Origin of the sequence: Streptomyces sp. NPDC059850 (genome assembly GCF_042731515.1) — a bacterium.
In the GTDB taxonomy this organism is placed as follows: Bacteria; Actinomycetota; Actinomycetes; order Streptomycetales; family Streptomycetaceae; genus Streptomyces.
The window spans coordinates 1-26279 of the sequence record NZ_JBHWJI010000018.1 but is presented as its reverse complement, the minus strand read 5'-3'; the positions used below and the strand labels follow the sequence as shown (position 1 = coordinate 26279).

Sequence of the window (26279 nt, the reverse complement as noted above, 5' to 3'; positions counted from 1 at the left end):
GCGCATCCATCGGGCACCGTCCTTTCAGCGCGGGCGGTCAGGGGAGTGCCCATGCTGATCGGGCGGGACGGCCAACGCTGCCCAGCAGTGGGCACGTCTGAAGTGCGGCCTGTCACGCCTGCGTACGTGCGTGCGACTGAATCGAATGAATGTCGCGAACGAGGAGCCCGCCGCCGGAGGTGGTACGGATCCAATCTTGCTCGCGCCAGGGCTTGAGTGCGTTGACCACCGCGTTGCGGGAAGCCCCGATCATCTGGGACAGCTCTGTCTGTGTGAGTCGCACGGCGAGATCCGAGGCGGAAGTGGATGCGGCGTCGACCAGCCGAGACAAGGCCGACGCCAGGCGTAGCGGGACGGACGCGGTGGCCAGTTCGAGGCGGACGGCCTCCGACTCCCTGACGCGGGCGATGGCGTGGCGCAGCAGAGGAGCGAGCAGGCCATGTTGGTCGACGAAGGTGAGAAAGGAGGCAGCCGGAATGATGCGGATGTGGCAGGGCTCGGCGGCGATGACTGTAGCGGTGCGCGGTTGAGAGTCCAGAACGGCAAGCTCTCCGAGTAACTCACCGGCGCCGCGCACGGCGAGCAGTGTCCTTTCCCCGCCGTCGCCGGCCAGGGTGATCAGCGCTGACCCGGATTCCAGCACGATGACGTGCGTTGCTGCATCTCCTTGGCGCAGCAGCACGCTCCGAGCGGGGCGGATGCACCGCGGTGCCAGCGCCTTCAAGGCTGCCCAGAATTCGCCACCGATCACCGTGGCATGCGGCTGATACACACGTCCCTCCCGCTGCGTGGTCCCTATCAACACCCAGGGGATCGTCTCAATTGATAAGAAAGTAGCTCAATAGGCACATTCCAGCCACTAAGAGAGCGGCTAGGACAAAGTCCACAGCCAGGCGGGCCGTGCGCAGCTTTCTGTCTGCCAGCCAGGCAAAGACTCCCAATCGGCGTGCCTCGACATGCCGTTCAAGCTCCCCACGCGTGGCTGCGCTCACACCACACCTGTGGCGTACGGCTGCCTCGGCCATCAGTGCGACCCGCAGTCCCGGCCGCGGGACCACAGGCCGCAGTGCGAGCAGGGCAGCCCCTATCGCGGCCAGCAGCAACAGGCACATCACTACCAGGGAGAACACACCGATCCGGGGCATGCCGGATGTGCTCGACAGCACGGCGACTCCCGCAGCCAGTAGTCCGCCGGCTATGCCGCACAACGCCGTTGCTTTGGTATCCGCCCGCTGCACCTCGACGAAGGCGCGTTCGGCATGCTCTTGCAGTCGCTGAGCCTCCGTCGGGCTATCCCATGGCTCGTGCATCACGCCCGCACCCTCCGCAGCCGTCGCGTCCTTTCATGGCAGTAGCCAGCCTGCTGGGCGCTGCCGAGAAGGGTTGCCTATCGCAGGGCACGATGAGTGCTGGGTCGCTCACTCCTTAGCCTTTCGATCGTGGTAAGCGGAGTGCGGAAGCGACACCTCCGGGTTGTCGGCTACCTCGCGCAGCTGCGGTGGCCTGCGCGGACGATGTCGCCCGGGCCGTGCCGGTTCTCCTCCACCACGCCCAGCAGGGCGTTGCCCACGGCGATGTTCGTGGCGGACGCGAGCAGTACGCGCTCCCTGCGGGCGATCGGATCGCCGACGGCACGCTTCAGCACCGTTGTCTCGCCGGTGCCTGGCGGGCCCCACGCCAGACGCACACTCTGGTCAAGGCGCGCGGTAGGCGTCCCCCAGAGCGGGGTGGAGCCCGGGCGGGTCGGGGTGGGGCGACGACGTACGACCGATCGAACCTGCGGTCAGGGCGTGGCCTCCCTTCAGCGTGCTGGTTATGATAGGTGCAGCTATCATAACTGTAGAGGTGATTCTTGTGACTGTGGCCAAGCCGGAGCGGTTGTTCGCGCGGGACACAGAGTGGCGGGAGCTGAGCGAGTTCGCCGCCTCTGGGCAGCAGGGGGCGTCGCTCGGTCTGGTGTACGGGCGGCGGCGGCAGGGGAAGACGCTGATGCTTGAACTGCTGGCGCGCCAGACGGGGGGTTTCCTGTTCGCGGCGACCCAGCAGAGCGAGGCGCAGAACCTCGCGGATCTGGGCGCGGCGTATGCGGCGTTCCGGGGGCTGCGGCGGCCGGTGCTGTTCACCGACTGGCGGGACGCGTTGGACGAGCTGTTGCGGATCGGTGAGGACGCGGCGGCGCCAGTGGTGATCGACGAGTTCCCCTACCTGGTGTCGGCGACCCCCGCGCTGCCCTCCCATCTGCAGCAGGCGCTCAGCCCGCTGAGCCATGCCAAGGAGCACACCCGGACCCGGATGATCCTTTGCGGCAGTGCGCTGACCACCATGGCGCAGCTGCTCGGCGGGGGCGCCCCGCTGCGGGGGCGGGCGGGCATGGAGCTGGTGGTGCGGCCTTTCCGTTTCCGGGAGGCGGCCGCGTTCTGGGGTGTGGCGGAGGACCCCGAGCTGGCGTTCCGGCTGCACGCACTGGTGGGCGGGACCCCGGCGTACCGGGAGATGTGCGGCGGTGCGGGGCCGGAGGGGCTGGCGGACTTCGACGGGTGGGTGGCGCGGCGGCTCCTCAACCCGGCCTCCGCGATGTTCCGTGAGGGCGGGCTGCTGCTTCGTGAGGAGCCCTCGATTTCCGACCCGACCTCGTATGCGGCGGTCCTGGCGGCGGTCAGCGCCGGACATCACCGGCGGTCGGAGATCGCCGGAGCCCTGGGGCGGCCGAGCAGCGCGCTGGCGCATCTGCTCTCCGGGCTCCAGGACATCGGACTGCTGGAGCAGGTCGAGGACGCCCTCAGGGAGAAGCGCAGCGTCTTCCGGGTCGCCGAGCCCGTGGTGCGGCTGCACCAGCTGCTGGTCCAGCGCCATGAGCCCGAACTGGTCGTGGGCCGGGCCGACCGCGTCTGGGCGGACAACGCCGACACCGTCTCTGCGAAGATCTACGGCCCGCACTTCGAGGAGCTGGCCCGCCAGTGGTGCTTCGAGCACGCCGCAGCGGAGAGCCTCGGTGGCCGGGCGAGCTGGGTGCGCCCGACCGAGATCGCCTGTAGGGAGCACCGCCGAGGGCATGAACTGGACCTCGTGGTGGCGGAGTCACCGGCGTACGGCCCCGAGCGGATCACCGCGATCGGCGAGGCCAAGGGGACCCTCGCCCCCGTCGGGCTGCCACAGCTGGAACGGCTGGAACACCTCCGGGGGCTGCTGCCCAGCGCCCGGGTGGGGGCACTGCCCAAGCTCCTGCTCTTCGCGCGTTCCGGATTCACCGACGACCTCCGGCGCGAAGCCGGCCGGCGCGGTGATGTCGAGCTTGTCGATCTGCAACGCATGTACCACGGCGAGTGAACTGCCCGGCGTTACTTGCCGATCGGGGACTCCGCTACGCAGCCACCGGCGTTGATCAGGCTTTCGCCCTTCTCCTCGGCGATGACCTTGCCCTTGTGCACGATCTTGCAGGTCACCGTGGGGTCGGTGGTGACCGGCATGACCGCGGAGGGCATGACGCCCCGCAGTGTCACCGTCTTCTTCCAGGGCAGCGCGGGCTTCTTCACCGTGGTGGTCTTGGGGTCCATGGCCTTGCCGCCGCCCCCGTTGAACTCGATCGACTCGACGTTCTTCCCCGTCACCTCGTAGGTGATCTCGTACGTCTGGTCCACGACCTTGTCGACGGTGTCGACGGTCTCCTCGTCCGAACAGGCGGAGAGGCCGAACGCCAGGCCGGTGAGGGCGATGGATAAGACGGCGGTGCGGATGGTGCGATTCATGTGGGATCCCCCGAATCTTGATAAACAGGAAGCGCGGCTCACCGTAAACAGACAGTCAAGTCCAGGTGAAGGTTGCCCTCTTGAAGCCGCGCTGCGGGGTGATCCGGGCTACGGCTCCTGCAGGGCCGTCTTCGCGGTGTCCACGAAGTGCGTGAGGGCGGCCCAGAAGGGGCTGTAGGCGTCGTCGAAGCGGCGTATCGCTTCTGGGTCGCCGGTGGTCATCGCCTGGAGGGAGCGGTGGAAGCGGCCGGTCGACTTCTGCAGTTTGTGGGCCGCCTCGCCCGCGGCGGTGGGGCCCTCCAGTTCGACCACGCGCGCGCAGCGCCGCAGCTTGCCGTAGTGGTCGCGCTCGCGCTCCAGGGTCTCGTCCAGCAGGGCGGGGCGGCTCCGGAAGTCTCCGGCGCGCTGGGCGGCGGAGATCTGCCAGTAGAACTCGCCCATGCTGTGGACCTGTTCGATCAGTTCCAGGTACGCGGTCCGCCTGCTGTCGCGCAGCCGCTCCGCCTGCTGGGCGCGGGCTGCGGTGTCGGCCTGGATCTCGGCGGCCCGGGTGTTGCCGCGGCTGGTGACCCAACTGGCCAGCACGGCGGTGCCACCGGTGAGGGACGCGATCCAGAACGTGCTGTCGAACATCATGCGCCCCCGCGGTCATCTTCAGTCACTGTCACCATCCCCCGATGGTAGGAAGATACGGAAGGAGTAACGGTTCGGCGGTATGCGCCACAGATATGTTCCGGGCATGAGCGCATCCGGGCTGCGGCCCGCCGTGACCGAGTTGAGGCTGTCCGCCTTCAAGTCCCATCGACGTGCGGTCTTTTCCCTGGGGCCGCTGACGCTCTTCGCCGGGCCGAGCGGAAGCGGTAAGTCGGGGGTGCTGGAGGCGTACGGGGCGCTCGCGCGCCTGGCGGGTGGCGCCCGGCTCGCGGAGGTGTTCTGCGATCCGGCGGCGTACATCCCGCGCCGGGCGCGGCCGGACCGGCAGGGGAGGCGCGGGTTCCGTATCGGGTGCACCGTGGACGGCCCGGTCGGGCCGGTGCGGCTCGATGTCGCCGTACAGGCCGAGCCCGAACTGCGGATCGTGGGCGAGCGGTTGACGGGGGCGGGGGAGACCCTGCTGGAGACGGCGCTGCGCGATCCGGAGCGGCGTTGCGTCCAGGCGGCCTGGCACACGGCGGGGGCGGTCGCGGTCACCCGGGCTCCGCTGCCGGACGACCGGCTGGCGACCTCGCTGCTTCCGCTGCGGGTGGCGGGCATCACCGAGGGGCAGCGGCTGGCGCTGGCCGCCGCCGAGCAGGTGGTGATCGCGCTGCGCTCGGTGTTCGCCTGCGATCCGCGGCCGGATCGGATGCGGGCACCGGCGGCGCCGCGCGACGGGCGGCTGCGCGGTGGCTGCGAGAACCTGGCGGCGGTGCTGCGGCGCACCAGCCGGGAGTGCGTCTCGCGGCACGCGGCGCTGGTCGCGGCGGTCCGGGCGGGGTGCGCGGGGCCGGTGGAGGGGCTGGTGACCGAGGGGGCCGGGGGCGGCGGGGTGCGGGCCCTGGTGGAGCAGGGGGAGCTGGGCGCGATGCCCGTGGAGCGGCTGGGCGATGGGGAGTTGCGCTATCTGGCGCTCGCGCTGGTGCTGCTGACCGGCCCGGGGGTGCTGGCGATGGAACCGGCGGCGGATGTGCTTCCCGCGCGGCAGGTGCTGACGGTCCTGGCGGACGGTTTCGACCGCTGTCTGGACCGGCGGCAGGCGCGGGAGCTGCTGGGGGTGGCGGCCCGGATGTGCGCACGGGGGCACATCCGGCTGGTGGGGACGGTGGGGGACGTGACGGGGGCGGTCGGGGGCGCCCCCGTCACGGTGGTAAACCTGGAGCGTGAGCGAGTCTCCTGAACCCGAGTCCGGTGCGCCTGCCGCGGCGTGTGAGCGACGATCCGATGGCCCTGATGTGGTGGCCGATGACCTTGGCGCGGCGGCCGATGGCCTTGATGTGGCGGGCCTGCAGCGCAGGCTGGCGGCCTTCGCGGCGGTACGCGACTGGCAGCAGTACCACACCCCGAAGAACCTCGCGGCGGCGCTGAGCGTCGAGGCGTCGGAGCTGGTGGAGATCTTCCAGTGGCTCACGCCGGAGCAGTCGGCGCGGGTGATGGAGGAGCCGGGGAAGGCGGCCCGGGTCGAGGACGAGGTCGCCGATGTGCTGGCGTATCTGCTCCAGTTCTGCGAGGTGCTGGGGATCGACGCGCTCGCCGCGCTGGCCGCGAAGATCGACCGCAACGAGGGCCGGTTCCCGGTTGCGGCGCCCGGAGGCCCGATTCGTCACTCTCAGTAGTGATTGAGTTATCCACAACGCAACTGTTGTCAACAGATTCCTGAATTCCCCTAGCTTTTCGGCCTGTTAGTCATCACTCTGGGTAGTGGAGGAGTAACGGGTGCGGAAAGTCCGTTGAGAGGGGTTCGGGGCATGGACGCGATGCGGCTGATCGGTGTCACCCGGCACGCCCTGGCGAAGGCCGGGGGCGTGCAGGACATCGTGGCCGAGGCCTGGCAGGTCCAGGCGCTGGCGGAAGCGGTCGGCGGATACTTCATGGTGAGCGGCCCGGCGGCGGCGCGGGCGGAGGCGCGCGGCCTGTGCGAGGCGGGCGGCAGGGCGCGCGGGGCGCTGTTCCACCCGGCGCTGCACCATCCCGCGCTGCGCGGCGGGGGGTTACGGGCGGCTCAGCTGTCGGAGGTGCGGGACCCCAGAGGGGTGCTGCTGGCGCTGGGGGATCTGCTGGCGGAGGCGGGATTCGCGCTGGTGGGCGTCGCCTCCAGCACGGAGGAGGAGGCGCTGTACTGGCAGTGCGTCGAGGCGATCGACGCGGCGGACGAGGCCAGGGACCGGGTGCTCGGGATGCTGAGGCATCTCACGGGGCTGGAGTGGGGTGGGGAGTGGGGTGGTGCCGCATGAGAAGGCAGGATGGGGGGCATGGATCTCCGTATTTTCACCGAGCCCCAGCAGGGGGCGACCTACGACACTCTGCTGTCCGTCGCGAAGGCCACCGAAGACCTCGGCTTCGACGCCTTCTTCCGCTCCGACCACTACCTCCACATGGGGGACGTCGACGGGCTGCCGGGCCCGACCGACGCGTGGCTCACCCTGGCCGGGCTGGCCCGCGAGACCAAGCGGATCCGGCTGGGCACCCTGATGAGCGCCGCCACCTTCCGGCTGCCGGGCGTCCTCGCGATCCAGGTCGCGCAGGTCGACCAGATGTCGGGTGGACGAGTCGAGCTGGGCCTGGGCGCGGGCTGGTACGAGGAGGAGCACACCGCGTACGGCATCCCCTTCCCGAAGGAGAAGTTCGCGCGGCTGGAGGAGCAGCTGGCCATCGTCACCGGCCTGTGGAAGACGCCGGTCGGCGAGACCTTCAGCCATGACGGCGCGCACTACCAGCTCACCGACTCGCCCGCGCTGCCCAAGCCCGCACAGAGCCAGGTGCCGGTGCTGATCGGCGGCCATGGGCCGACCCGCACGCCGCGGCTGGCCGCGCGGTTCGCGGACGAGTTCAATATGCCGTTCGCGTCGGTCGAGGACAGCGAGCGCCAGTTCGGCCGGGTGCGGGCGGCCGCCGAGGAGGCCGGGCGCAAGGGCGACGACCTGGTGTACTCGAACGCGCTGATCGCCTGTGTCGGCAAGGACGACGCCGAGGTCGCCCGCCGGGCCGCGGCGATCGGCCGCGAGGTCCCGGAGCTGAAGGAGAACGGGCTGACGGGCTCCCCGGCCGAGGTCGTCGACAAGATCGGCCGCTATGCGGAGGCCGGGGCGTCCCGGATCTACCTCCAGATCATGGACCTCGACGACCTCGATCACCTTGAGCTGATTTCCTCCCAGGTCCAGGCCCAGCTGGCCTGACCGGCTTTATCGAACCACCAGGAGTACCCGTGATGTCTGTCCCACCTACGCCACTGGCCACCGCGATGGAAGGCGGCCCCCTCGTCCTCGACGGCGGGCTGTCCAACCAGCTGGAGGCCCAGGGCTGCGACCTGTCCGACGAGCTGTGGTCGGCCCGGCTGCTCGCCGATGATCCGGGGCAGATCCAGGCGGCCCACGCCGCGTATGTGCGGGCGGGCGCACGGGTGCTCATCACCAGCAGCTACCAGGCCACCTACGAGGGCTTCGCCCACCGGGGCGTGGCGCGCGAGGACGCCACGGCACTGCTGGGGCGAAGCGTCGAGCTGGCGCGCGGCGCGGCCGAGGAAGCGGCCGACCCGGCCGCCCCGGTATGGGTGGCGGCCTCCGTCGGGCCCTACGGGGCGATGCTGGCCGACGGCAGCGAGTACCGCGGGCGGTATGGGCTGAGCGTGGCGGAGCTGGAGCGGTTCCACCGGCCGAGGATCGAGGCGCTGGTCGCGGCCGGGCCCGATGTGCTCGCCCTGGAGACGGTGCCGGACGCCGACGAGGCGGCGGCCATGCTGCGGGCCGTCGAGGGCTGCGGGGTGCCCGTCTACCTCTCGTACAGCATCGCGGGGGAGGCGACCCGGGCCGGGCAGCCCCTGCGGGACGCGTTCGCCCTGGCCGCCGGGAACGAGCAGGTGATCGCCGTCGGCGTCAACTGCTGCGAGCCGGGCGACGCGGACCGGGCCGTGGAGATAGCGGCCGAGGCCGCCGGAAAGCCGGTGATCGTGTATCCGAACAGCGGAGAGGAGTGGGACGCGGCGGCCCGGAGCTGGCGCGGGCGGTCGACCTTCGACCCGGCGCGGGTGAAGGCGTGGCGGGACGCGGGCGCGCGGCTCATAGGCGGCTGCTGCCGGGTGGGTCCGGGCCGGATCGCGGAGCTTGCGGGCGTGGTGGGAAACCATTAGGTGAGGGGGCGTTCACCCGGCGATACTCGGACGGGTGTTCTTGACGATATCCACCACCGGCACCCGTGAGCGTCCCGCGACCGACCTGGGGTTTCTGCTGCACAAGCACCCCGACAAGGCGCAGCGGTTCTCGACCTCCCATGGCACCGCGCATGTCCTCTACCCCGAGGCGGACGAGCAGCGCTGCACGGCGGCACTGCTGCTGGAGGTCGACCCCGTCGCGCTGGTGCGGCGGGGCCGGGGCAAGGGGCGGGGCGGCGCGCCCGACTCCGCGCTCGCCCAGTACGTCAACGACCGTCCGTACGCGGCCTCCTCGCTGCTGGCGGTCGCGCTGAGCACCGTCTTCTCCAGCGCCCTGAGGGGACAGTGCAAGGCGCGGCCCGAGCTGCCGGAGCGGCCGCTGCCGCTCCGGATCGAGGTGCCCGCCCTGCCCGCCCGTGGCGGCGGCGCCCTGGTCGAGCGGCTCTTCGCGCCGCTGGGCTGGGCGGTGACGGCCGAGCCGGTGCCGCTGGACGAGCGGTTCCCGCAGTGGGGCGACTCGCGGTACGTACGGCTGGTGCTGGAGGGCGAGCTGCGGCTCGCCGACGCGCTGCGGCATCTGTATGTGCTGCTGCCGGTGCTGGACGACGCGAAGCACTACTGGGTCGCCCCGGACGAGGTGGACAAGCTGCTGCGTTCCGGCGAGGGCTGGCTGGAGCACCACCCCGAGCAGCGGCTGATCAGCAACCGCTATCTGGCCCGCCGCTGGTCGCTGACCCGCAGCGCGATGGAGCGGCTGGAGCTGGCGCGGCTCGCGGAGACGGACGACGCCGAGGTGGAGGAGATCGACAACGCGGTGATCGGTGACGGGGCAGAGGAGGCCCCCGCCGAATTCGCCGAGCAGGAAGGGCAGACGGAGCAGACGGAGCGGTCGGAGCGGCCGGAGCACACGGGGGAGGGGGAAGGAATGGAGCCGGAGGAGGGGAGCACGCCACGGCCGGTGCCGTTGGCGGTGCGGCGGCGCGAGGCGATCCTCGGCGCCCTGCGGGAGGCCGGGGCGTCCCGGGTGATCGATCTGGGCTGTGGCCAGGGGCAGTTGCTGGGCGAGCTGTTGAGAGACGCGCGGTTCACCGAGATCGTCGGTGTCGATGTGTCGATACGCGCGCTGAACGAGGCGGCGCGGCGGCTGCGCCTGGACCGGATGCCCGAGCGGCAGTCGGCGCGGCTCAAGCTGACGCAGGGCTCCCTCGCGTACACCGACTCCCGGCTCACCGGCTATGACGCGGCGGTGCTCAGCGAGGTGATCGAGCATGTGGACCCGCCCCGGCTGCCCGCCCTGGAGTACGCGGTGTTCGGCGCCGCCCGGCCCACGGCCGTCGTGGTGACCACGCCGAACGTCGAGTACAACGTGCGCTGGGAGACCCTGCCCGCCGGGCAGGTCCGCCACCCGGACCACCGCTTCGAGTGGACGCGCGGGGAGTTCCGCGACTGGGCGCGGGGCGTCGCCGAACGGCACGGGTACGGGGTGGAGTTCCGCCCCGTCGGCCCCGAGGACCCCGAGGTGGGGCCGCCGACGCAGCTCGCGCTCTTCCGGCGGGAGGCCGGGGAGACCGGGGAGACCGGCGCGACGAGCACGACCACGAACACGACACCGAAGGAGGCCGCCGCATGACCGACACCATGACGCTTGACAGGCGCAGCCTCGGCGTGCCCGACCTGTCCCTCGTGGTCCTCGTCGGCACCACCGGCTCCGGCAAGTCCACCTTCGCCCGGCGCCACTTCCCGCCCACCCAGATCGTCTCGTCCGACGTCTGCCGGGGCCTGATCTCCGACGACGAGAACGATCAGAGCGCCACCTCGGACGCCTTCGAGCTGCTCCACTACATCGTGGGCAAGCGGCTGGCGGCCGGGCGGCTGACCGTGGTCGACGCGACCAACGTCCAGCCCGAGGCGCGCCGTAGCCTGATCCAGCTGGCGCGCGAGCACGACGTCCTCCCGGTCGCGATCGTCCTCGACATCCCCGAGGGCGAATGCGCGCGGCGCAACGCGGCCCGGCCCGACCGGGCCGGTATGCCCACCCACGTCATCCCGCGCCAGCGCCGCGAGCTGCGCCGCTCTCTGAAGTCCCTGGAGCGCGAGGGGTTCCGCAAGGTGCACATCCTGCGCGGCGCAGAGCAGGTCGAGGCCGCGCAGATCGTCACCGAGCGCCGCTACAACGATCTGCGCCACCTCACCGGTCCGTTCGACATCATCGGCGACATCCACGGCTGCCGCTCCGAGCTGGAGACCCTGCTGGGCAAGCTCGGATACGCCCTGCGCCGCGACGGGCAGGGCCGCCCGGTCGACGCGGTCCACTCCGAGGGGCGCACCGCCGTCTTCGTCGGCGACCTCGTCGACCGCGGGCCGGACAGCCCCGGGGTGCTGCGCCTGGTGATGGGCATGGTCGCCTCCGGGACGGCGCTGTGCGTGCCCGGCAACCACGAGCACAAGCTCGCCCGGTATCTCAAGGGCCGCAAGGTCAAACTCACCCACGGGCTCGCCGAGACGGTCGAGCAGCTGGACCGCGAGCACACCGCGGACCCGGAGTTCGCCGACCGGGCCAAGGCGTTCATCGAGTCGCTGGTCAGCCACTATGTGCTGGACGGCGGGGCGCTGGTGGTCTGTCACGCCGGGCTGCCCGAGAAGTACCACGGCCGCACGTCGGGCCGGGTGCGTTCGCACGCGCTGTACGGGGAGACGACTGGTGAGACCGATGAGTTCGGCCTGCCGGTGCGCTATCCGTGGGCCGAGGACTACCGGGGCCGCGCGGCCGTCGTCTACGGACACACCCCGACCCCTCGGGCGTCGTGGCTCAACAACACCCTCTGCCTGGACACCGGTTGTGTCTTCGGCGGCCGGATGACCGCGCTGCGCTGGCCGGAGCGCGAGATCGTGGACGTCCCGGCCGAGCAGGTCTGGTACGAGCCGGTCAGACCGCTGGGCAACGAGGCGCCGGGCGGCACGGAGGGACGTCCGCTCGACCTCGCCGATGTGCGGGGCCGCCGTATCGTCGAGACCCGGCACATGGGCCGGATCGCGGTCAAGGAGGAGAACGCGGCGGCGGCCCTGGAGGTCATGAGCCGCTTCGCCGTCGACCCGCGGCTGCTCGCCTACCTCCCGCCCACCATGGCGCCCGCCGCCACCTCCGCCGAGGACGCCCGCGGCGGAGCCGCTGATGGACACTACCTGGAGCACCCAGCGGAGGCGTTCGCCGCCTACCGCGCGGACGGGGTGCGCCAGGTGATCTGCGAAGAGAAGCACATGGGCTCCCGGGCGGTGGCGCTGGTCTGCCGCGACGCGGAGGTGGCGAAGGAGCGCTTCGGGGCGCCCGAGGGCGTATCCGGCATGGTGTACACCCGCACCGGGCGGCCGTTCTTCGACGACCCGCGGCTGGCCGAGTCCGTCCTCGACGGGGTGCGCGGCGGCGTCGAGGGCGCCGGTCTGTGGCAGGAGCTGGAGACCGACTGGCTGCTGCTGGACGCCGAGTTGATGCCGTGGTCGCTCAAGGCCGCGGGGCTGCTGCGCAATCAGTACGCGGCGGTGGGCGCGGCCTCGGGCGCCGTCTTCCCCGGGGTGCTCTCGGCGCTGGAGGGCGCGGCGGCGCGCGGCGTCGAGGTGTCCGCGCTCCTCGACAAGCAGCGCGGACGGGCCGTGGACGCGGCCGCGTTCACCGAGGCGTACCGGCGCTACTGCTGGCCGGTCGACGGGCTGGACGGCGTACGGATGGCTCCGTTCCAGATCCTGGCCGCCCAGGGCCGCAGCCTCGCTTCGCTCCCGCACGACCGGCAACTCGCCCTGATCGACCGCATGATCGAGGCGGAGAAGCCCGTGCCGGAGAAGCCCGTGCCGGAGCGCGGCCCGCTGCTCACCCCCACCCGCCGCCTGATCGTCGACACCGAGGACGACGCGTCGGTGGCCGAGGGCGTCGCGTGGTGGCTGGAGCTGACGGAGGCGGGCGGCGAGGGCATGGTCGTCAAACCGCTCCAGGGCTTCGTCCGCAAGGGCGACGGCCGACTGGTCCAGCCGGGCGTCAAATGCCGGGGCCGGGAGTATCTGCGGATCGTCTACGGCCCGGAGTACACCCGCCCGGAGAACCTGGACCGACTGCGCCAGCGCCACCTCGGCCACAAGCGCTCGCTCGCCCTGCGGGAGTACGCGCTGGGCCTGGAGGCGCTGGACCGGCTGGCGGACGGTGAGCCGCTGTGGCGGGTGCACGAGGCGGTGTTCGCGGTGCTGGCCCTGGAGTCGGAACCGGTGGACCCCCGGCTGTAGCGGCACGGACGGGCCGGGGCGGACCACGCCGACGGCGACCCCACCCGCCCCGCTTCGGGCCCGGCCGCGGGTCCCGGCCGCGCCCGGCCCCGAGGCGGGCGGCGGCCGGACCCGGGCGCGCTGCGCGGGAGCTGGGTCTTCGCGGCGGTGGCCGCCGGGCTCGCCGCGGTCGCGGCGGTGGGGGTTCGCGGGGGTGCGGACGCTGGTGGCGGGCGGGGGAGTGCAGGGGTGTTCGAACGGATTCCGCCGCAGGTCCGCCCGGGGCGCACCGGTTCCGTCCCGGGCCATTGACGTGCCCGTGCCAGCTGCCTAGCGTGCTCGTCATACCCATCGGTTCTCCGCGACCTGACGAGTGTCCCAGTGAGGCGGGAGGGCGGATGAGTCTTTTCGAGGACGGTCGGCCTTTTCTGTACGCGCTTCCCGCCGACGACCGGCGCGCCCTGCTCGCGCTCGGCAGCCCGCGGACGTACGGCCCCTCCGAGGTCGTGCTGCGCGAGCACGACCGCACCACCTTCGTCGTCGCGATCGTCTCCGGCTGGGCCACCGTCTCCGTGGAGACCGAGCGCGGCGTGCGGCTGATTCTGGCGTTACGGGGTGCGGGTGAGGTGGTGGGGGACCAGGCCGCGGTGGATCACGGTTCGCGCAGCGCCACCGTCACCGCGCTCGGCCGGATGGAGGCGGTCGTGGTCTCCGGCGACCGGTTCCGCGCCTATCTGGCCGCGCGGCCGGTCGCGACCGTGCTGATCATGCGTCAGTTCAGCTCCCGGCTGCGCAGCTCCGACGGTGAACGGCGCTCCCTCGCCTCCGAGAAGGTGCTCCAGCGGCTGGCCGCCCGGCTGGTCGAGATCGCCGAACGCACCGGCCATGCCGGTCCCGGCGGGGCCATCGCCGTCGATCTGCCGCTGCCGCAGCACGACATCGCGGCCGCCGTGGGCTCGACCCGGGAGGCCGTCGCCAAGGCGCTGCGGCTGCTGCGCGACCAGGGCGTCGTACGGACCGCGTCGCGCCGCTTCGAGGTGCAGGACATCGGACTGCTGCGGCTGCTGGCCGAGGGGCGCGCGACGGGGGAGCACATCCCGGCGCGCCCCTGCGAATGAGCGCGGGCGCGCACGCCCCGCGAATTCGCGCGACTGTGTAAACGGCTACAGCCCCCGTCCCGCCCCCGGCCCACCCTGATGGAGGCGCAGGCGAACGGGACCGTGTGCGACGGGGGTGCACACGGCCCAGCGCCTGGCACCGGAGAAGGGCGGCGGGACGGATCGGGGGAGAGGTCTCGCCGCCCGCTTCGGGCTCCGTCCCAAGGCGCCACCCCCGAGGACGTACGGGGACCACGGCATGAAGGGCGGCGGGCGATGAGCGGACCGGACGGCATCGGCAGCCCGGCGGACCCGGGCCCGCGGCGGCTGGACATCCCGAGGGGCGGCCCGCTGGACGGCGCGGGCGAGGCGGGCGGCGCCCGCACGGCGCGCGAGGCGCGCGCCCATCTGCGCCTCACCGACGGCCCGCCGCGTCCGCCCGGCGGCGACGAACACCGTCCGCTCCCCGAAGGCCCGGTCACCCGCGAGGAGCTGGCGCTGCTGCGCCGCGTCTACCGGCCCGCCCCCGGCTACGCCGCAATGCGGGAACAACTGCGGCGCACCCATCTCCTCGCCCTGTGCGGCGAATCCGGCACCGGCCGCACCTGGACCGGCCTCGCGCTCCTCGCCGAGGCGACGGGCCACGGAGGACCGGCGGACGCGGCCGAGCACGCCGGTCCGCCCCTCTCGGCCGAACTCGCCGGGCTGACCGGCTCGGCCGGGCCCACGGGCTTGGCTGGGCCCGCTGGGCTGTCTGGCTCGACCGCGTCCACCGCCTTGGCTGGGCCCGACGGACCGGCTGACTCGGCCGACCCCGCCGCGCCCGCCCAACTGGCGGGTGGGGGCGTCATTCGGTTGGGGGTTGGGGATCTGCTCGGTCTTGCCTGCGGCGGGTGGCAGCCCGTGCGCGGGCGGGGCTATCTGTTCGAACTCCCCGCCGACGACGTCCCCGATCGCCTCGGGCCCCTCCTGGACCGGCTGCGGGCCCGCTTCGCCGAGCGCGGGGCGTTCGGTGTCGTGCTGCTCGCGGGGGGTCCGGTCGCCGACCGGTTGCTGAGTGCCCGGCGTCACGCCGTACCGTACGAGCCCCCGGACGCCGCCGAGGTGTTGGACCGGCACCTGGTGGACCTGCTCGCGGACGAGCCCGCCGAGCTGCTCGTCCTCGCCCGCGCCACCGCCGCCCGGCCCGATGTGGCCGATGCCCTCGGGCTGGACGAGCCGCGTCCCGGGGAGGCCGCCCGGCTCGCCCGGCAGCTCGCCGCCCACGCCGAGGGGCGGCTGTCCGACGAAGGGCTGCTGGAGCGCTGCCGGGCCTTCGCGCCGGACCAGGCCCGCGCGTGGTTCGACGGCGCGGGGCGGCCCGGGACCCTGCCCGCCGCGCTGCCCGCCCTGCGGACGGCGGCGCTGCGGATCGCGCTCGCCGTCTTCAACGGCTCCGCGCACAGCCTCACCGCCGAGGCCGCCGAGCTGCTGACCTGGGAGCTGGCCGTCACGCTCGACCCCCAGTACGCGCCGGGGCGCACGCTGTTCGCCGTCCGCCCCGGGGCCGGGCTCGCCGCGGCGCGCGCGGTGTGCGGCGACGGCGTGGAGGACCTGGGCGACGCGTCGGTCCCGGTCCGCGCGGTCCGGTTCCAGGGGCGGCGGCTGGCGGCCGCGGTGCTGTACGAGGCGTGGGACGGCCACCACAACGTCCGCGGCCCGATGGCCCGCTGGCTGCGCGCCCTGTGCGACGACCCGCGCCCGCAGGTGTGGGTGCGCGCGGCGGTCGCCGCGGGCGTGCTCTGCGCCCGCGACTATCTGTACGGCTTCGTCGAACTGCTGCTGCCGCTGGCCCGCGCCGACAGCCCGGTGCAGCGGATGGCGGCCGCCACCGCGCTCGCCGAGGCGGCCCGCGACGACGGCGTACGGCCCGCCGTGGACGGCCTGTTGCGCGGCTGGGCGCTCGGCGACGACGCACGCGAGCGCGAGACGGCGGTCCTCGCCCACGGCTACGGCCTCGCCGCGGGCTCCGTCCAGGCGTCCCTGGAGGAGCTGGCCCGGCTGGCGTACGAGGACGACGGCCGGATCACCTCGTACAGCGTGCTGCGGCTGCTGGCCGGGACGGAGCCCGACGCCGTGCTCGGCGTGCTCGTCCACTGGCTGCACGACACCCGGCGGCCGCGCCGGGACCTCGCGCTGGTGACGGTGCTGCGCGCCGTCACCACCCGCACCTCGCATCTGTGGGGGCTGTGCGAGGTGCCGGAGCTGGAGCCGTACGCCGCCTGGCCGCTGGCCACCGCGCTGCTGGCCGCCCGCCCGGGCAGCACACCGCTCCTCGCCGAGCTGCTGCGGGCCGCCCTGACCTGGGCCCGGTCGGCGGCCGCGGCCGAAGACGCGCTGGTCGGCTGGATCCGGCAGGCCGCCCGCGACGACCGCCAACTGGCGGTGTTGTACGGCTTCCTGCCCCGGCTGGCGCACGACGGTGACGAACCGCTCGACGTACGGGCGGCCACCCGGATCCGGGAGGTGCTGGAAGCGCTGTGAGGAGAGGGACGTCGATGGTGAAGGACACGGAGTACACGCAGGACACGGAGTACACGCAGGACACGAAGTGCAGGCAGGACACAGAACGGGACCACGCGCCGGTGACCGCCGTACGCACCCTGCGCACCCTGCACGAGGCGCTGCGCCACGGCGGCGACGCCCTCCCCGCGGCGCTGCGCGAGGCCGACGACGGGCTGCTGCTGAGCGCGCTCGACGCGGGGCTGCCCGCCGACCGGGCCACCCGCGTCGTCGTCGAACTGGTGCGCCGCGCCCCCGAGCGCGGGCCCCGGCTCGCCGACGCGGTCTGCGAGAAGGTGCTGATCGCCCACCTCTACCTCGATCAGCCGGGCGGCGGCGGCCGTCTGCGGGTGCGCAACGCGCTGATGCTGTACGAGGGCCTGGTGCGCCCGTACGCCGACCGGGGTGCCGTACCCGAGCTGATGACGTGCGTCCTGCCCGGGCTGTGGGCGGCGGGCGACGGCGCGGGGCGCGAGGTGGTGCGCCGTATCGTCGCCGCGCGGCAGGCCACCGGCTTCGGCGAGAAGGGCTGGAAGGCGCTGGTCGGCGGCCTGGCCGAGGAGTGCCGGGAGCATGAGAAGTGCCGGGAGCGAGCGACGGTCGCTTCCCGCAGAGCCCGTCGCCCCGTCTTCCGTCGCGGCGGCGCCGAAGACGTCGGCCGTATCGATCTTCAGCCCGGTCAGCTCTGGGTCTCGGCCCTGCTCGGCTTCCTGGCCGTCGCCCTCGTCCTGATCGTCATCCTGGCCGCCTTTTAGCCGGAGCCTTGGTCACGACTTGTGTCGCGGGTCATCCGCACCGGGCCCGGAGCGGCGAAGATGGAATCATGGGATTCCATGTGGACTCGGAGGCCGGGCGGCTGCGCCGCGTCATTCTGCACCGTCCCGATCTGGAGCTGAAGCGGCTCACCCCCACCAACCGGGACGCGCTCCTCTTCGACGACGTCCTGTGGGTGCGCCGGGCCCGCCAGGAGCACGACGGATTCGCGGACGTGCTGCGCGACCGGGGCGTCGAGGTGCATCTCTTCGGTGACCTGCTGGCCGAGAGCCTGGCCCTGCCCAAGGCGCGGGACCTGGTGCTGGACCGGGTCTTCGACGAGAAGGAGTACGGCCCGCTGGCCACCGACCGGCTGCGCGAGGCCTTCGACGAGCTGACCGCCCCGGAGCTGACCGAGGCGCTGATCGGCGGCATGACGAAGCGCGAGTATCTGGCGCGGTTCCCCGAGCCGGTCTCCATCCGCTTCCACGCCATGGAGCCCGACGACTTCCTGGTGAACCCGCTCCCCAACCACCTCTTCACGCGGGACGCGTCCGCCTGGGTGTACGACGGGGTGGCCATCAACGCGATGCGCTGGCCCGCCCGCTGGCACGAGACGGTGCACTACGAGGCCGTCTACCGCCATCACCCCCTCTTCGCGGACGAGGACTTCCACGTCTGGTCGGAGGGCCAGGCCGCGTACCCCTCGACGATCGAGGGCGGCGACGTGCTGGTGATCGGCAAGGGCGCGGTGCTGATCGGCATGAGCGAGCGGACCACCCCGCAGGCGGTGGAGATGCTGGCGCACCGGCTCTTCGAGGCCGGTTCCGCTCGTACGATCGTGGCGCTCGACATGCCCAAGGGGCGCGCGTTCATGCACCTCGACACCGTGATGACGATGGTCGACGGGGACACCTTCACCCAGTACGCGGGGCTCGGGATGCTCCGCTCGTACACCATCGAGCCGGGCGCGGGCAGCCGGGAGCTGAAGGTCACCGACCATCCGCCGGAGCACATGCACCGGGCCATAGCCGCCGCCCTCGGCCTGGACGCCATCCGGGTGCTCACCGCCACCCAGGACGTGCACGCGGCGGAGCGCGAGCAGTGGGACGACGGCTGCAATGTGCTGGCGGTCGAGCCGGGCGTGGTGGTCGCGTACGAGCGGAACGCGACGACCAACACCTTCCTGCGCAAGCGCGGCATCGAGGTCATCGACATCCCGGGCAGCGAGCTGGGCCGGGGCCGGGGCGGGCCGCGCTGTATGAGCTGCCCCGTCGAGCGGGACGCCGTGTAGCGGTAGCGGGAGAGCCGTCGCAAAGGGGTTACCACCGGTCTTCCGCATATATACAGTACCTCGTATATGCTTCCATGGCTTTAAGCCGCAGTGGTGTGCGCTGCGGCTCTCTCCATCCGCTCGACCGCCGCGATCTAGGAGCCCACCCCATGGCGATTGACCTCACCGGCCGCCACTTCCTCAAGGAGCTGGACTTCACAGCGGAGGAGTTCCGGCACCTGGTCGACCTGTCGGCCGAGCTGAAGGCGGCCAAGCGCGCGGGCACGGAGGCGCGCCGTCTCCACGGCAGGAACATCGCCCTGATCTTCGAGAAGACCTCCACCCGCACCCGTTGCGCCTTCGAGGTCGCCGCCGCCGACCAGGGCGCCTCGACCACGTACCTCGACCCGACCGGCTCGCAGATCGGCCACAAGGAGTCGGTCAAGGACACGGCGCGGGTGCTCGGCCGGATGTACGACGCGATCGAGTACCGAGGCCATGGTCAGGGCGTCGTCGAGGCGCTGGCCACCCACGCCGGAGTGCCGGTCTACAACGGCCTCACCGACGAGTGGCACCCCACTCAGATGCTCGCCGACATCCTCACCATGGCCGAGCACAGCGAGAAACCGCTGGACCGGATCGCCTACGCCTACCTCGGCGACGCCCGGTACAACATGGGCAACTCCTACCTCGTCACCGGTGCCCTGCTGGGCATGGACGTCCGGATCGTCGCGCCCAAGCTGCTGTGGCCGGACAACACCATCGTGGAGCTGGCGCGCCAGATGGCCGCGGCCTCCGGCGCCCGGATCACGCTCACCGAGGACGTCGAGGACGGCGTGCGCGGCGCGGACTACATCGCCACCGACGTCTGGGTGTCCATGGGCGAGCCGAAGGAGGTGTGGGACGAGCGGATAGCGCTGCTCGGGCCGTACGCGGTGACGATGGACGTGCTGCGCGCCACCGGCAACGACGCCGTGAAGTTCCTGCACTGCCTCCCGGCCTTCCACGACCTGGGTACGGACGTGGGCCGGGAGATCTACGAGCGGCACGGGCTGACGGAGCTGGAGGTCACCGAGGAGGTCTTCGAGTCGGAGCACTCGGTCGTCTTCGACGAGGCGGAGAACCGTATGCACACCATCAAGGCGGTGCTGGTCGCGACGCTCGGCGGGGAGTGACGCTCGGCGGGGCGCAGGGCTCAGTCCTCTGCCGCTTCCGCCGGGGGGAGCGTGAACCATACGGCCTTGCCGTAGGGGGTGGGGCGGTAGCCGGTGTCGGCGCTGAGGGCCCGGATGAGCAGCAGCCCGCGTCCCCGTTCGGCGAAGCTGTCGGGTCTGGCTGGGCTGGCGGGGCTGTCGGGGCTGGCGGGTCTTGTGGGGCCGCCGGGCGGCGTCGGGTCCTGGTCGTGCACCTCGACCTGCCAGCCGCCGGTCGGCACCAGCTCCACCACCAGCTCTATCGGCTCGTCCCCATCCGTGTGCTGCACCGCGTTGGCGACCAGCTCGGCCGTCAGCAGCTCCGCCGTGTCGCCGTTCACGGGCGCGCCGATGTCCGCCAGCGTGTTGCGGATCAGGGCGCGGGCCAGCGGCACCGCGGCCGTCGTGTGCGGCAGTGCGAAGCGCCAAGTGGCGGCGTGCAGGGGTTCGGGCACGTACGGGTTCCAGACGGTCGGCGAGGAGCGGAAATACCGCAGCCCTTGACGGTATGAAGCGGACGATAGTGCCGGAAGGGACCACGGACCACTCTTGGGAGGACTTTCGCCCTATCGCGCCCTCGTGACGACAGTCACAGGACGGTGATAACTTCGAAGAGCCAGCTGACGTACGGCTGAAGGAGGCCATGGCCCCCATGAGTCCGTTCACCGGTTCCGCGCCCCGCACCAGCACCGAGGACTGGCGGCATCTGCGCCTCTCCCTCGACGAGGGCGTCGCCACCGTCACCCTCGCCCGCCCCGAGAAGCTCAACGCGCTCACCTTCGGCGCCTACGCCGATCTGCGCGACCTCCTGGCCGAGCTGTCCCGCGACGGCTCCGTACGGGCCCTCGTGCTCGGCGGCGAGGGCCGCGGCTTCTGCTCCGGCGGCGACGTCGACGAGATCATCGGCGCCACCCTCGCCATGGACACCCGTCAGCTGCTCGACTTCAACCGGATGACCGGGCAGGTGGTCCGCGCGCTGCGGGAGTGCCCCTTCCCGGTGGTGGCCGCCGTGCACGGCGCCGCCGCGGGCGCGGGCGCCGTCCTCGCCCTCGCCGCCGACTTCCGGGTCGCCGACCCCTCCGCCCGCTTCTCGTTCCTCTTCACCAAGGTCGGGCTCTCCGGCGGCGACATGGGCGCCGCCTATCTGCTGCCCCGCGTGGTGGGGCTCGGCCACGCCACCCGGCTGCTGATGCTCGGCGAACCGGTGCGCGCCCCCGAGGCCGAGCGCATCGGCCTGATCAGCGTGCTGTCCGACGAGGGACAGGCCGGGAACGAGGCGGCGGCGCTCGCCCGGCGGCTGGCCGACGGGCCCTCGCTCGCCCTCGCCCAGACCAAGGCGCTGCTCACCGCCGAACTCGACATGCCGCTGTCCGCCGCGATCGAGATGGACGCCTCGACGCAGGCGCTGCTGATGACCGGCGCGGACTATGCCGAGTTCCACGCCGCGTTCACTGCCCGCCGCGCCCCGCGCTGGCAGGGCCGATGACCACCCTTGAACCCACCCGGCCCCTCCGCGTCGCCGTCGTCGGCGGCGGCCCCGGTGGCCTCTACGCGGCGGCCCTGCTCGCCCGCCTCGACCCGCGGCGCGAGATCACCGTCTGGGAGCGGGGCGGCCCCGACGAGACGTTCGGCTTCGGCGTCGTCCTCTCCGACGAGACCCTCGGCGGCATCGAACACGCCGACCCGGCCGTCTACGCGGCCCTCCGCGAGGAGTTCGTCCGCTGGGACGACATCGACGTGGCCCACCGAGGCCACATCCTCACCTCCGGCGGCCACGGCTTCGCCGCCCTCGGCCGCCGCCGTCTGCTGCGCATCCTCCACGAATGCTGCCAGGCCCTCGGCGTACGGCTCCAGTTCCGCACCCCGGCGCCGCCCGCCGAGCAGCTGTCCCGTACGTACGACCTGGTCATCGCGGCCGACGGGGCGGGCAGCGCCACCCGCCAGGCCTTCGCCGACGCGTTCCGCCCCCGCGTCACCACCCACCGCTGCCGCTACATCTGGCTCGCCGCCGACATCGCCTTCGACGCCTTCCGCTTCGAGATCGCCGAGACCGAGCACGGCGTCATGCAGCTGCACGGCTATCCGTATGAGCCGGGCGCCAGCACCGTCATCATCGAGACGCGCGAAGAGGTGTGGCGGCGGGCCGGGCTCGACCGGTGCACCGAGCGCGAGTCCACCGAGCGCTGCGCGAAGCTGTTCACCGACGCCCTCGGCGGCCATCCGCTGCGCGGCAACCACTCCCAGTGGACCGCGTTCCGTACGGTCGTCAACGAGCGCTGGTCACACGGCAATACGGTCCTCATCGGCGACGCCGCGCACACCGCCCACTTCTCCATCGGCTCCGGCACCAAACTCGCCGTCGAGGACGCCCTCGCCCTCGCCGCCTGCCTCGAAGAGCACCCCGCGCTCCCCGACGCGCTCGCCGCGTACGAGGCCGAGCGGCGCCCGGTCGTCGCCTCCACCCAGCGGGCCGCCCGCGCCAGCCTGGAGTGGTTCGAGAACCTGGAGCTGTATCTGGACCAGCCGCCCCGGCAGTTCGCCTTCAACCTCCTCACCCGCAGCCGCCGCGTCACCCACGACAACCTGCGGCTGCGAGACGCGGAGTTCGTGGAGGCGGTGGAGCGCGAGGCCGCCGTCCCGGCCGCCACCCCGCCCATGTTCACCCCCTTCCGCCTCCGTGGCCTCACCCTCCGCAACCGCGTCGTCGTGTCCCCCATGGACATGTACTCCGCCGCCCAGGACGGCACCCCTGACGACTTCCACCTCGTCCACCTCGGGGGCAGGGCGCTCGGCGGGGCCGGTCTGGTGATGACGGAGATGGTCTGCGTGAGCCCGGAGGGCCGTATCACCCCCGGCTGCACCGGCCTCTACGACGACGCCCACGAGACCGCCTGGCGCCGCGTCACCGACTTCGCGCACGCGCGGTCCCCGGGCGTGGCCGTGGGCGTCCAGCTCGGCCACAGCGGACGGAAGGGCTCCACCCGGCTCATGTGGGAGGGCATCGACGCGCCCCTCCCGCACGGCAACTGGCCCCTCGTGGCCCCCTCGCCCCTCCCGTACCGCCCCGGCGTCAACCAGATCCCGCGCGCCCTGGACGCCGCCGGGCTCGCCGCCGTCCGCGACCAGTTCGTCCGCGCCGCCGAGCGCGCCGCCCGCGCGGGCTTCGACCTGCTCGAACTCCACTGCGCGCACGGCTACTTGCTCTCCAGCTTCCTCTCCCCGCTCACCAACCACCGCACCGACGCCTACGGCGGCTCCCTCGACGCCCGCCTCCGCTACCCCCTGGAGGTCTTCGACGCCGTCCGCGCCGTCTGGCCCGGCGACCGCCCCATGACGGTCCGTATCTCCGCCACCGACTGGGCCGAGGGCGGCACCACGGCGGACGACGCGGTCGCCATCGCCGCCGCCTTCACCGCCCATGGCGCCGACGCCATCGACGTCTCCACCGGCCAGGTCGTCCCCGACGAGGCCCCCGATTACGGCCGCTCGTACCAGACCCCGTACGCCGACCGCATCCGCAACGAACTCGGCGTCCCCGTCGTCGCGGTCGGCGCCATCTCCTCCTGGGACGACGTCAACTCCCTGATCCTGGCGGGCCGCGCCGACCTCTGCGCCCTCGCCCGCCCGCACCTGTACGACCCCCACTGGACCCTGCACGCCGCCGCCGACCAGAATTACACGGGCCCCGCCGCCCCCTGGCCCCTCCCGTACCGGTCGGGCAGCCGCACACCCCCGACCGGCCGCACGGACGCCCCGCGACCTCGACTCGCGCTCTAGAGGGGCCCGAGCAGGGCGGTGGTGAGCCCGCACAGTGCCGTGATCAGATCCCGGCCCAGCGCGCGCCAGGAATCCGCCGCATCGGCGGGGTCGATATGGCCGTTCGCCAGGTCGTACTCCTGCTCGGCGAAGGCGTGCGAGGAGAGCTGGCGCACCATGGTGGCGTGCCGGTCGAAGAGATCCGGGCGGACGCCATCCCGGCGGATGGCGCCGATCTCGTCCAGGAGGCGGAGGGACGGGGTGTCCAGATGCTCGCGCACGACGTAGTCGCGGAGCGCCGGTTCGACCAGGGCCTGGGCGAAGAAGCGCGCGCACCACGTGGGGGTGCCCGCCTCGATGTACGTCTCGACGTTCGGCAGGATCAGGCAGCGGTAGTGCGCCTCCACCGACACCGTCTCCTGCCCGCGCAGCGCCTCCACCATGGCGAAGCGGTGCTTCTCGACCAGAGCGGTGCGGCTCGACAGGATCGTCCTGATGAGCCCTTCACGGCTCTCGAAGTGGTACTGCACAGCGGAGTTGTTGCGCTGCCCGGCTGCCTCGCTGATCTGCCTGACCGAGACGTTGGCGAAGCCGTGCTCGGCGTAGAGCCGCTCGGCGGTGCGCATGAGTTTGTCCCGCGCGAGCACCGAGCGTGCGGACGGCGGGGCAGCCGGGCCGGTAAGCGTCATCGTGTCCGCGGGATCATTCCGTCAGGCTGATGGCCCCGGTCGGGCACACCGAGGCGGCCTCGCGGACGGCTTCGTGGTGTTCCGGCGGCGGAGCGCCGTCCAGCACGATCACGATTCCGTCCTCCTCCCGCTGGTCGAAGACCTGGTCGGCCCTGAGCGCGCACATCCCGCTGCCGCAGCAGAGCCCCTCGTCAGCAGTGACCTTCATGCTACCTTCCTCGCCGTCCGTCACCAGGTGATCCACATGTCCTCGAACCCGCCCGCGGCGACCCCTTCGCGGATGCGCAGCGTCTCCGGAGCGTCCCGCAGCCGCAGCTCGGGCAGCCGCCTGACGAACGTCCCCAGCACCACCTGGAGTTCCACCCGGGCGAGCGTCTGGCCGACGCAGAAGTGCGGTCCCGCGCCGAAGGCGAGGTGCTGGGCGTTGTTCTCGCGGCGCGGATCGAACCGGTCGGGCTCGGGGAACTTGCGCTCGTCCCGGTTGGCCGCGTGCAGATTGACGAACAGCGTGCTCCCGGCGCCCACCGGCTCCCCGCCGACCTCCGTGTCCTCGGTGATGAACCGGGGGATGCCCACCCCGCCGTTCGCGTCCATCCGCAGGGCTTCCTCCACCACACCCGGCACCAGCCCGGGGTCGGCGAGCACCGCTTCGTAGCGCTCCCGCTCCGACAGCAGCATCGCCGTCATCTTCAGGATCATGTTCGACGTCGTCTCGTGCCCCGCCAGCAGGAGGCCGACCGCGGTGGAGATCAGCTCGTCATGGCTGAGCCGCCCGTCCTCGCTGTCGGAGATCTGCGTCAGCTCACTGAGCAGGTCATCGCCCGGCTCCGCCCGTTTGCGCTCGACCAGCTCCGACGCGTACGCGTGGAAGTCCCGCTGCGCCTCGTCCACTTCGGCCTGGGTGTACCGCGTCAGCGTCAGCAGGACCTCCGACCAGCGCGCGAACCGGTCCTGGTCCTCGCTCGGCGCGCCCAGCAGCGCGCAGATGACCTGGACCGGCAGCGGAAGCGCCAGCGCCGCGCGCAGATCCGCGGGCGACCCCTTGGCCACCAGGTCGTCCACCAGCGCGTCGGCCATCTCCTGCACGCGCGGCCGCCACGCCTCCATCTTCTTCACCGTGAACGCCCGGCTGATCAGCCGCCGCCACCGCCGGTGCCCCGGCCCCTCCTTGTTGTCCACCTCCCCGGGCGAGGGACGGCTGAACATCCCGCCGTCCTCGGTGGTCGACATGCGCGCCGCGCCCTTCCGGTCGAGGTTCCGGCTGAACCGCTGATCGGTCAGCAGCCCCCGCACCTCGTCGTACCCGGTCAGCAGCCCGACCACATCCCCACTGGGCATCCGCACATGCGCCACGGGACACCCGGCCCGCGTCTCGGCCCACTCGCGCGGGGGCTCCAGCACGTTCGGCTGATCGAAGGGGTAGTCAGGAATGGCTTCGGTCATGGGGGGACTCCTCCGGTGTCGGGGACCTCCAAGCACCGTAAGACGAGCGTCTTATTAAATCAACGGACTTAGCGAATTGCGTCGCTCGTCCCGCGCAGCGAGGCCTCCGCGTACTCCGCGCCCGGGTCGCGCAACCGCTCGTGCAGCGCCGTGAAGACCTCGGCGGCTCGGGCGCCGGGCCAGTCGGGCGGGAGCAGAGCGGGAGGCAGGCCGGGGTCGGCGTAGGGGAGGTGGCGCCAGGAGTCGAGGGCCAGGAGGTAGTCGCGGTAGGCGGCTTCGGGGGTGGGGGCGTGGTGGGTCCAGTGGGTGAGGACGGGGGCGTGGGCGGTGAGGAACGCGTGGTGGAGGGCGGCGAGTTCGTCCAGGTCCCACCAGCGGCTCACCGCCTCGGCGGTGGGGGTGAAGCCCGCGTGGTCGCCGCGGAAGAGGTCGACGTAGGAGGCGAGGCCGAGGCGTTCCAGGGTGTGGCGGGTCTCGTCGTAGAGGCGGTCCGGGGCGATCCAGACGCCGGGGGCGGCGGTGCCGAAGCCGAGGCGGGAGAGGCGGGAGCGGAGCAAGTGGCGCTTGTTGCGCTCCTGTTCGGGAACGGAGAAGACGGCGAGCAGCCAGCGGTCGGGCCCGGCGGCGGGGCGGGGGTAGATGCGGTGGTCGCCGTCGTCCAGGAGCTGGCGGGCGTCGGCGGACAGGGCGTACCCTG

General features: G+C 72.4%; 25 protein-coding genes. 15 read left to right on the top strand and 10 right to left on the bottom strand.

What is annotated here, in order from left to right; genetic code table 11:
- Positions 1-112: 112 nt before the first annotated feature.
- The 3 genes from ACFV9T_RS17120 to ACFV9T_RS17110 form a co-directional block, all read right to left on the bottom strand.
- Positions 113-772 (bottom strand): Crp/Fnr family transcriptional regulator, encoded by a 660-nt coding sequence (locus tag ACFV9T_RS17120; RefSeq protein WP_385440938.1) that lies wholly within the window; start codon positions 770-772, stop codon positions 113-115.
- Positions 773-818: 46 nt separating this feature from the next.
- Positions 819-1313, bottom strand: coding sequence for a hypothetical protein (locus tag ACFV9T_RS17115; RefSeq protein WP_385440936.1), 495 nt, complete (start codon positions 1311-1313; stop codon positions 819-821).
- Between the two features lie 167 nt (positions 1314-1480).
- The gene (locus ACFV9T_RS17110) at positions 1481-1645 is read right to left on the bottom strand and encodes a hypothetical protein (protein ID WP_385440934.1); all 165 of its coding nucleotides are present in this window, start codon (positions 1643-1645) and stop codon (positions 1481-1483) included.
- 209 nt (positions 1646-1854) lie between these two features.
- Here ACFV9T_RS17110 and ACFV9T_RS17105 point away from each other — a divergent pair, with 209 nt between their 5' ends.
- Positions 1855-3327: an ATP-binding protein gene (locus ACFV9T_RS17105; RefSeq protein ID WP_385440931.1), complete on the top strand. Its 1473-nt coding sequence runs from the start codon at positions 1855-1857 to the stop codon at positions 3325-3327.
- 11 nt (positions 3328-3338) lie between these two features.
- Here ACFV9T_RS17105 and ACFV9T_RS17100 read toward each other — a convergent pair whose 3' ends face one another.
- Positions 3339-3746: a hypothetical protein gene (locus ACFV9T_RS17100; RefSeq protein WP_385440929.1), complete on the bottom strand. Its 408-nt coding sequence runs from the start codon at positions 3744-3746 to the stop codon at positions 3339-3341.
- 108 nt (positions 3747-3854) lie between these two features.
- The gene (locus ACFV9T_RS17095) at positions 3855-4379 is read right to left on the bottom strand and encodes a hypothetical protein (RefSeq protein ID WP_385441141.1); all 525 of its coding nucleotides are present in this window, start codon (positions 4377-4379) and stop codon (positions 3855-3857) included.
- A gap of 106 nt (positions 4380-4485) precedes the next feature.
- On the opposite strand from ACFV9T_RS17095, the gene ACFV9T_RS17090 reads away from it, so the two are divergent.
- The 12 genes from ACFV9T_RS17090 (at position 4486) to argF (ending at position 19676) form a co-directional block, all read left to right on the top strand.
- On the top strand, positions 4486-5622 hold the full coding sequence (locus tag ACFV9T_RS17090) for an AAA family ATPase (protein WP_385440926.1): 1137 nt from the start codon (positions 4486-4488) through the stop codon (positions 5620-5622).
- 58 nt (positions 5623-5680) lie between these two features.
- On the top strand, positions 5681-6058 hold the full coding sequence (locus ACFV9T_RS17085) for a nucleotide pyrophosphohydrolase (protein WP_385440923.1): 378 nt from the start codon (positions 5681-5683) through the stop codon (positions 6056-6058).
- Positions 6059-6190: 132 nt separating this feature from the next.
- A complete protein-coding gene (locus ACFV9T_RS17080; RefSeq protein WP_385440921.1) occupies positions 6191-6676 on the top strand; it encodes a DUF6099 family protein in 486 nt (161 codons plus the stop codon).
- 18 nt (positions 6677-6694) lie between these two features.
- On the top strand, positions 6695-7618 hold the full coding sequence (locus tag ACFV9T_RS17075) for an LLM class F420-dependent oxidoreductase (RefSeq protein ID WP_385440919.1): 924 nt from the start codon (positions 6695-6697) through the stop codon (positions 7616-7618).
- Between the two features lie 32 nt (positions 7619-7650).
- Entirely contained in the window at positions 7651-8568 is a 918-nt protein-coding gene (gene mmuM / locus ACFV9T_RS17070; protein ID WP_385440917.1) for a homocysteine S-methyltransferase, read from the top strand.
- A gap of 34 nt (positions 8569-8602) precedes the next feature.
- Positions 8603-10219, top strand: a complete 1617-nt coding sequence (locus ACFV9T_RS17065; RefSeq protein ID WP_385440914.1) for a 3' terminal RNA ribose 2'-O-methyltransferase Hen1 — start codon at positions 8603-8605, stop codon at positions 10217-10219.
- An 8-nt stretch (positions 10220-10227) separates the two neighbouring features.
- Entirely contained in the window at positions 10228-12858 is a 2631-nt protein-coding gene (locus ACFV9T_RS17060) for a polynucleotide kinase-phosphatase (RefSeq protein ID WP_385441139.1), read from the top strand.
- A 377-nt stretch (positions 12859-13235) separates the two neighbouring features.
- Positions 13236-13955: a Crp/Fnr family transcriptional regulator gene (locus ACFV9T_RS17055; protein WP_385440912.1), complete on the top strand. Its 720-nt coding sequence runs from the start codon at positions 13236-13238 to the stop codon at positions 13953-13955.
- Positions 13956-14210: 255 nt separating this feature from the next.
- Complete coding sequence (locus tag ACFV9T_RS17050; protein ID WP_385440910.1) at positions 14211-16457, top strand: hypothetical protein; 2247 nt, start codon at positions 14211-14213, stop codon at positions 16455-16457.
- Positions 16458-16471: 14 nt separating this feature from the next.
- Positions 16472-17230 carry a hypothetical protein gene (locus tag ACFV9T_RS17045; RefSeq protein WP_385440907.1) on the top strand — a complete coding sequence of 253 codons (759 nt, stop codon included), beginning with the start codon at positions 16472-16474 and terminating at the stop codon, positions 17228-17230.
- 68 nt (positions 17231-17298) lie between these two features.
- On the top strand, positions 17299-18522 hold the full coding sequence (locus ACFV9T_RS17040) for an arginine deiminase (protein WP_385440905.1): 1224 nt from the start codon (positions 17299-17301) through the stop codon (positions 18520-18522).
- 149 nt (positions 18523-18671) lie between these two features.
- Entirely contained in the window at positions 18672-19676 is a 1005-nt protein-coding gene (argF, locus tag ACFV9T_RS17035; protein ID WP_385440902.1) for an ornithine carbamoyltransferase, read from the top strand.
- A 20-nt stretch (positions 19677-19696) separates the two neighbouring features.
- Here argF and ACFV9T_RS17030 read toward each other — a convergent pair whose 3' ends face one another.
- Entirely contained in the window at positions 19697-20149 is a 453-nt protein-coding gene (locus ACFV9T_RS17030) for an ATP-binding protein (RefSeq protein WP_385440899.1), read from the bottom strand.
- Positions 20150-20346: 197 nt separating this feature from the next.
- On the opposite strand from ACFV9T_RS17030, the gene ACFV9T_RS17025 reads away from it, so the two are divergent.
- Positions 20347-21180: an enoyl-CoA hydratase family protein gene (locus tag ACFV9T_RS17025; RefSeq protein ID WP_385440897.1), complete on the top strand. Its 834-nt coding sequence runs from the start codon at positions 20347-20349 to the stop codon at positions 21178-21180.
- Positions 21177-23471, top strand: coding sequence for a bifunctional salicylyl-CoA 5-hydroxylase/oxidoreductase (locus ACFV9T_RS17020; protein ID WP_385440895.1), 2295 nt, complete (start codon positions 21177-21179; stop codon positions 23469-23471). Before ACFV9T_RS17025 ends, ACFV9T_RS17020 begins: the two co-directional genes overlap by 4 nt.
- Here ACFV9T_RS17020 and ACFV9T_RS17015 read toward each other — a convergent pair.
- From ACFV9T_RS17015 to ACFV9T_RS17000, 4 genes are all read right to left on the bottom strand, one after another.
- Positions 23468-24139, bottom strand: a complete 672-nt coding sequence (locus ACFV9T_RS17015; protein ID WP_385440892.1) for a TetR/AcrR family transcriptional regulator — start codon at positions 24137-24139, stop codon at positions 23468-23470. The two genes, ACFV9T_RS17020 and ACFV9T_RS17015, sit on opposite strands and share 4 nt — an antisense overlap.
- 13 nt (positions 24140-24152) lie before the next feature.
- Positions 24153-24347, bottom strand: coding sequence for a ferredoxin (locus ACFV9T_RS17010; protein WP_385440890.1), 195 nt, complete (start codon positions 24345-24347; stop codon positions 24153-24155).
- 20 nt (positions 24348-24367) lie between these two features.
- Positions 24368-25582, bottom strand: a complete 1215-nt coding sequence (locus ACFV9T_RS17005; protein WP_385440888.1) for a cytochrome P450 — start codon at positions 25580-25582, stop codon at positions 24368-24370.
- A gap of 68 nt (positions 25583-25650) precedes the next feature.
- Positions 25651-26279 (bottom strand): PaaX family transcriptional regulator C-terminal domain-containing protein (locus tag ACFV9T_RS17000; RefSeq protein ID WP_385440886.1); only part of this gene is annotated, 629 nt, incomplete at its 5' end.

Excerpts from the sequence above, each read along its gene's own strand:
- argF (WP_385440902.1), top strand. The coding sequence starts at position 18,672 with ATGGCGATTGACCTCACCGGCCGCCACTTCCTCAAGGAGCTGGACTTC.
- ACFV9T_RS17005 (WP_385440888.1), bottom strand. The coding sequence starts at position 25,582 with ATGACCGAAGCCATTCCTGACTACCCCTTCGATCAGCCGAACGTGCTG.
- ACFV9T_RS17050 (WP_385440910.1), top strand. The coding sequence starts at position 14,211 with ATGAGCGGACCGGACGGCATCGGCAGCCCGGCGGACCCGGGCCCGCGG.
- ACFV9T_RS17045 (WP_385440907.1), top strand. The coding sequence starts at position 16,472 with ATGGTGAAGGACACGGAGTACACGCAGGACACGGAGTACACGCAGGAC.
- ACFV9T_RS17060 (WP_385441139.1), top strand. The coding sequence starts at position 10,228 with ATGACGCTTGACAGGCGCAGCCTCGGCGTGCCCGACCTGTCCCTCGTG.
- ACFV9T_RS17040 (WP_385440905.1), top strand. The coding sequence starts at position 17,299 with ATGGGATTCCATGTGGACTCGGAGGCCGGGCGGCTGCGCCGCGTCATT.
- ACFV9T_RS17100 (WP_385440929.1), bottom strand. The coding sequence starts at position 3,746 with ATGAATCGCACCATCCGCACCGCCGTCTTATCCATCGCCCTCACCGGC.
- ACFV9T_RS17010 (WP_385440890.1), bottom strand. The coding sequence starts at position 24,347 with ATGAAGGTCACTGCTGACGAGGGGCTCTGCTGCGGCAGCGGGATGTGC.
- ACFV9T_RS17025 (WP_385440897.1), top strand. The coding sequence starts at position 20,347 with ATGAGTCCGTTCACCGGTTCCGCGCCCCGCACCAGCACCGAGGACTGG.
- ACFV9T_RS17080 (WP_385440921.1), top strand. The coding sequence starts at position 6,191 with ATGGACGCGATGCGGCTGATCGGTGTCACCCGGCACGCCCTGGCGAAG.
- ACFV9T_RS17055 (WP_385440912.1), top strand. The coding sequence starts at position 13,236 with ATGAGTCTTTTCGAGGACGGTCGGCCTTTTCTGTACGCGCTTCCCGCC.
- ACFV9T_RS17075 (WP_385440919.1), top strand. The coding sequence starts at position 6,695 with ATGGATCTCCGTATTTTCACCGAGCCCCAGCAGGGGGCGACCTACGAC.
- mmuM (WP_385440917.1), top strand. The coding sequence starts at position 7,651 with ATGTCTGTCCCACCTACGCCACTGGCCACCGCGATGGAAGGCGGCCCC.
- ACFV9T_RS17015 (WP_385440892.1), bottom strand. The coding sequence starts at position 24,139 with ATGACGCTTACCGGCCCGGCTGCCCCGCCGTCCGCACGCTCGGTGCTC.
- ACFV9T_RS17020 (WP_385440895.1), top strand. The coding sequence starts at position 21,177 with ATGACCACCCTTGAACCCACCCGGCCCCTCCGCGTCGCCGTCGTCGGC.
- ACFV9T_RS17090 (WP_385440926.1), top strand. The coding sequence starts at position 4,486 with ATGAGCGCATCCGGGCTGCGGCCCGCCGTGACCGAGTTGAGGCTGTCC.
- ACFV9T_RS17095 (WP_385441141.1), bottom strand. The coding sequence starts at position 4,379 with ATGTTCGACAGCACGTTCTGGATCGCGTCCCTCACCGGTGGCACCGCC.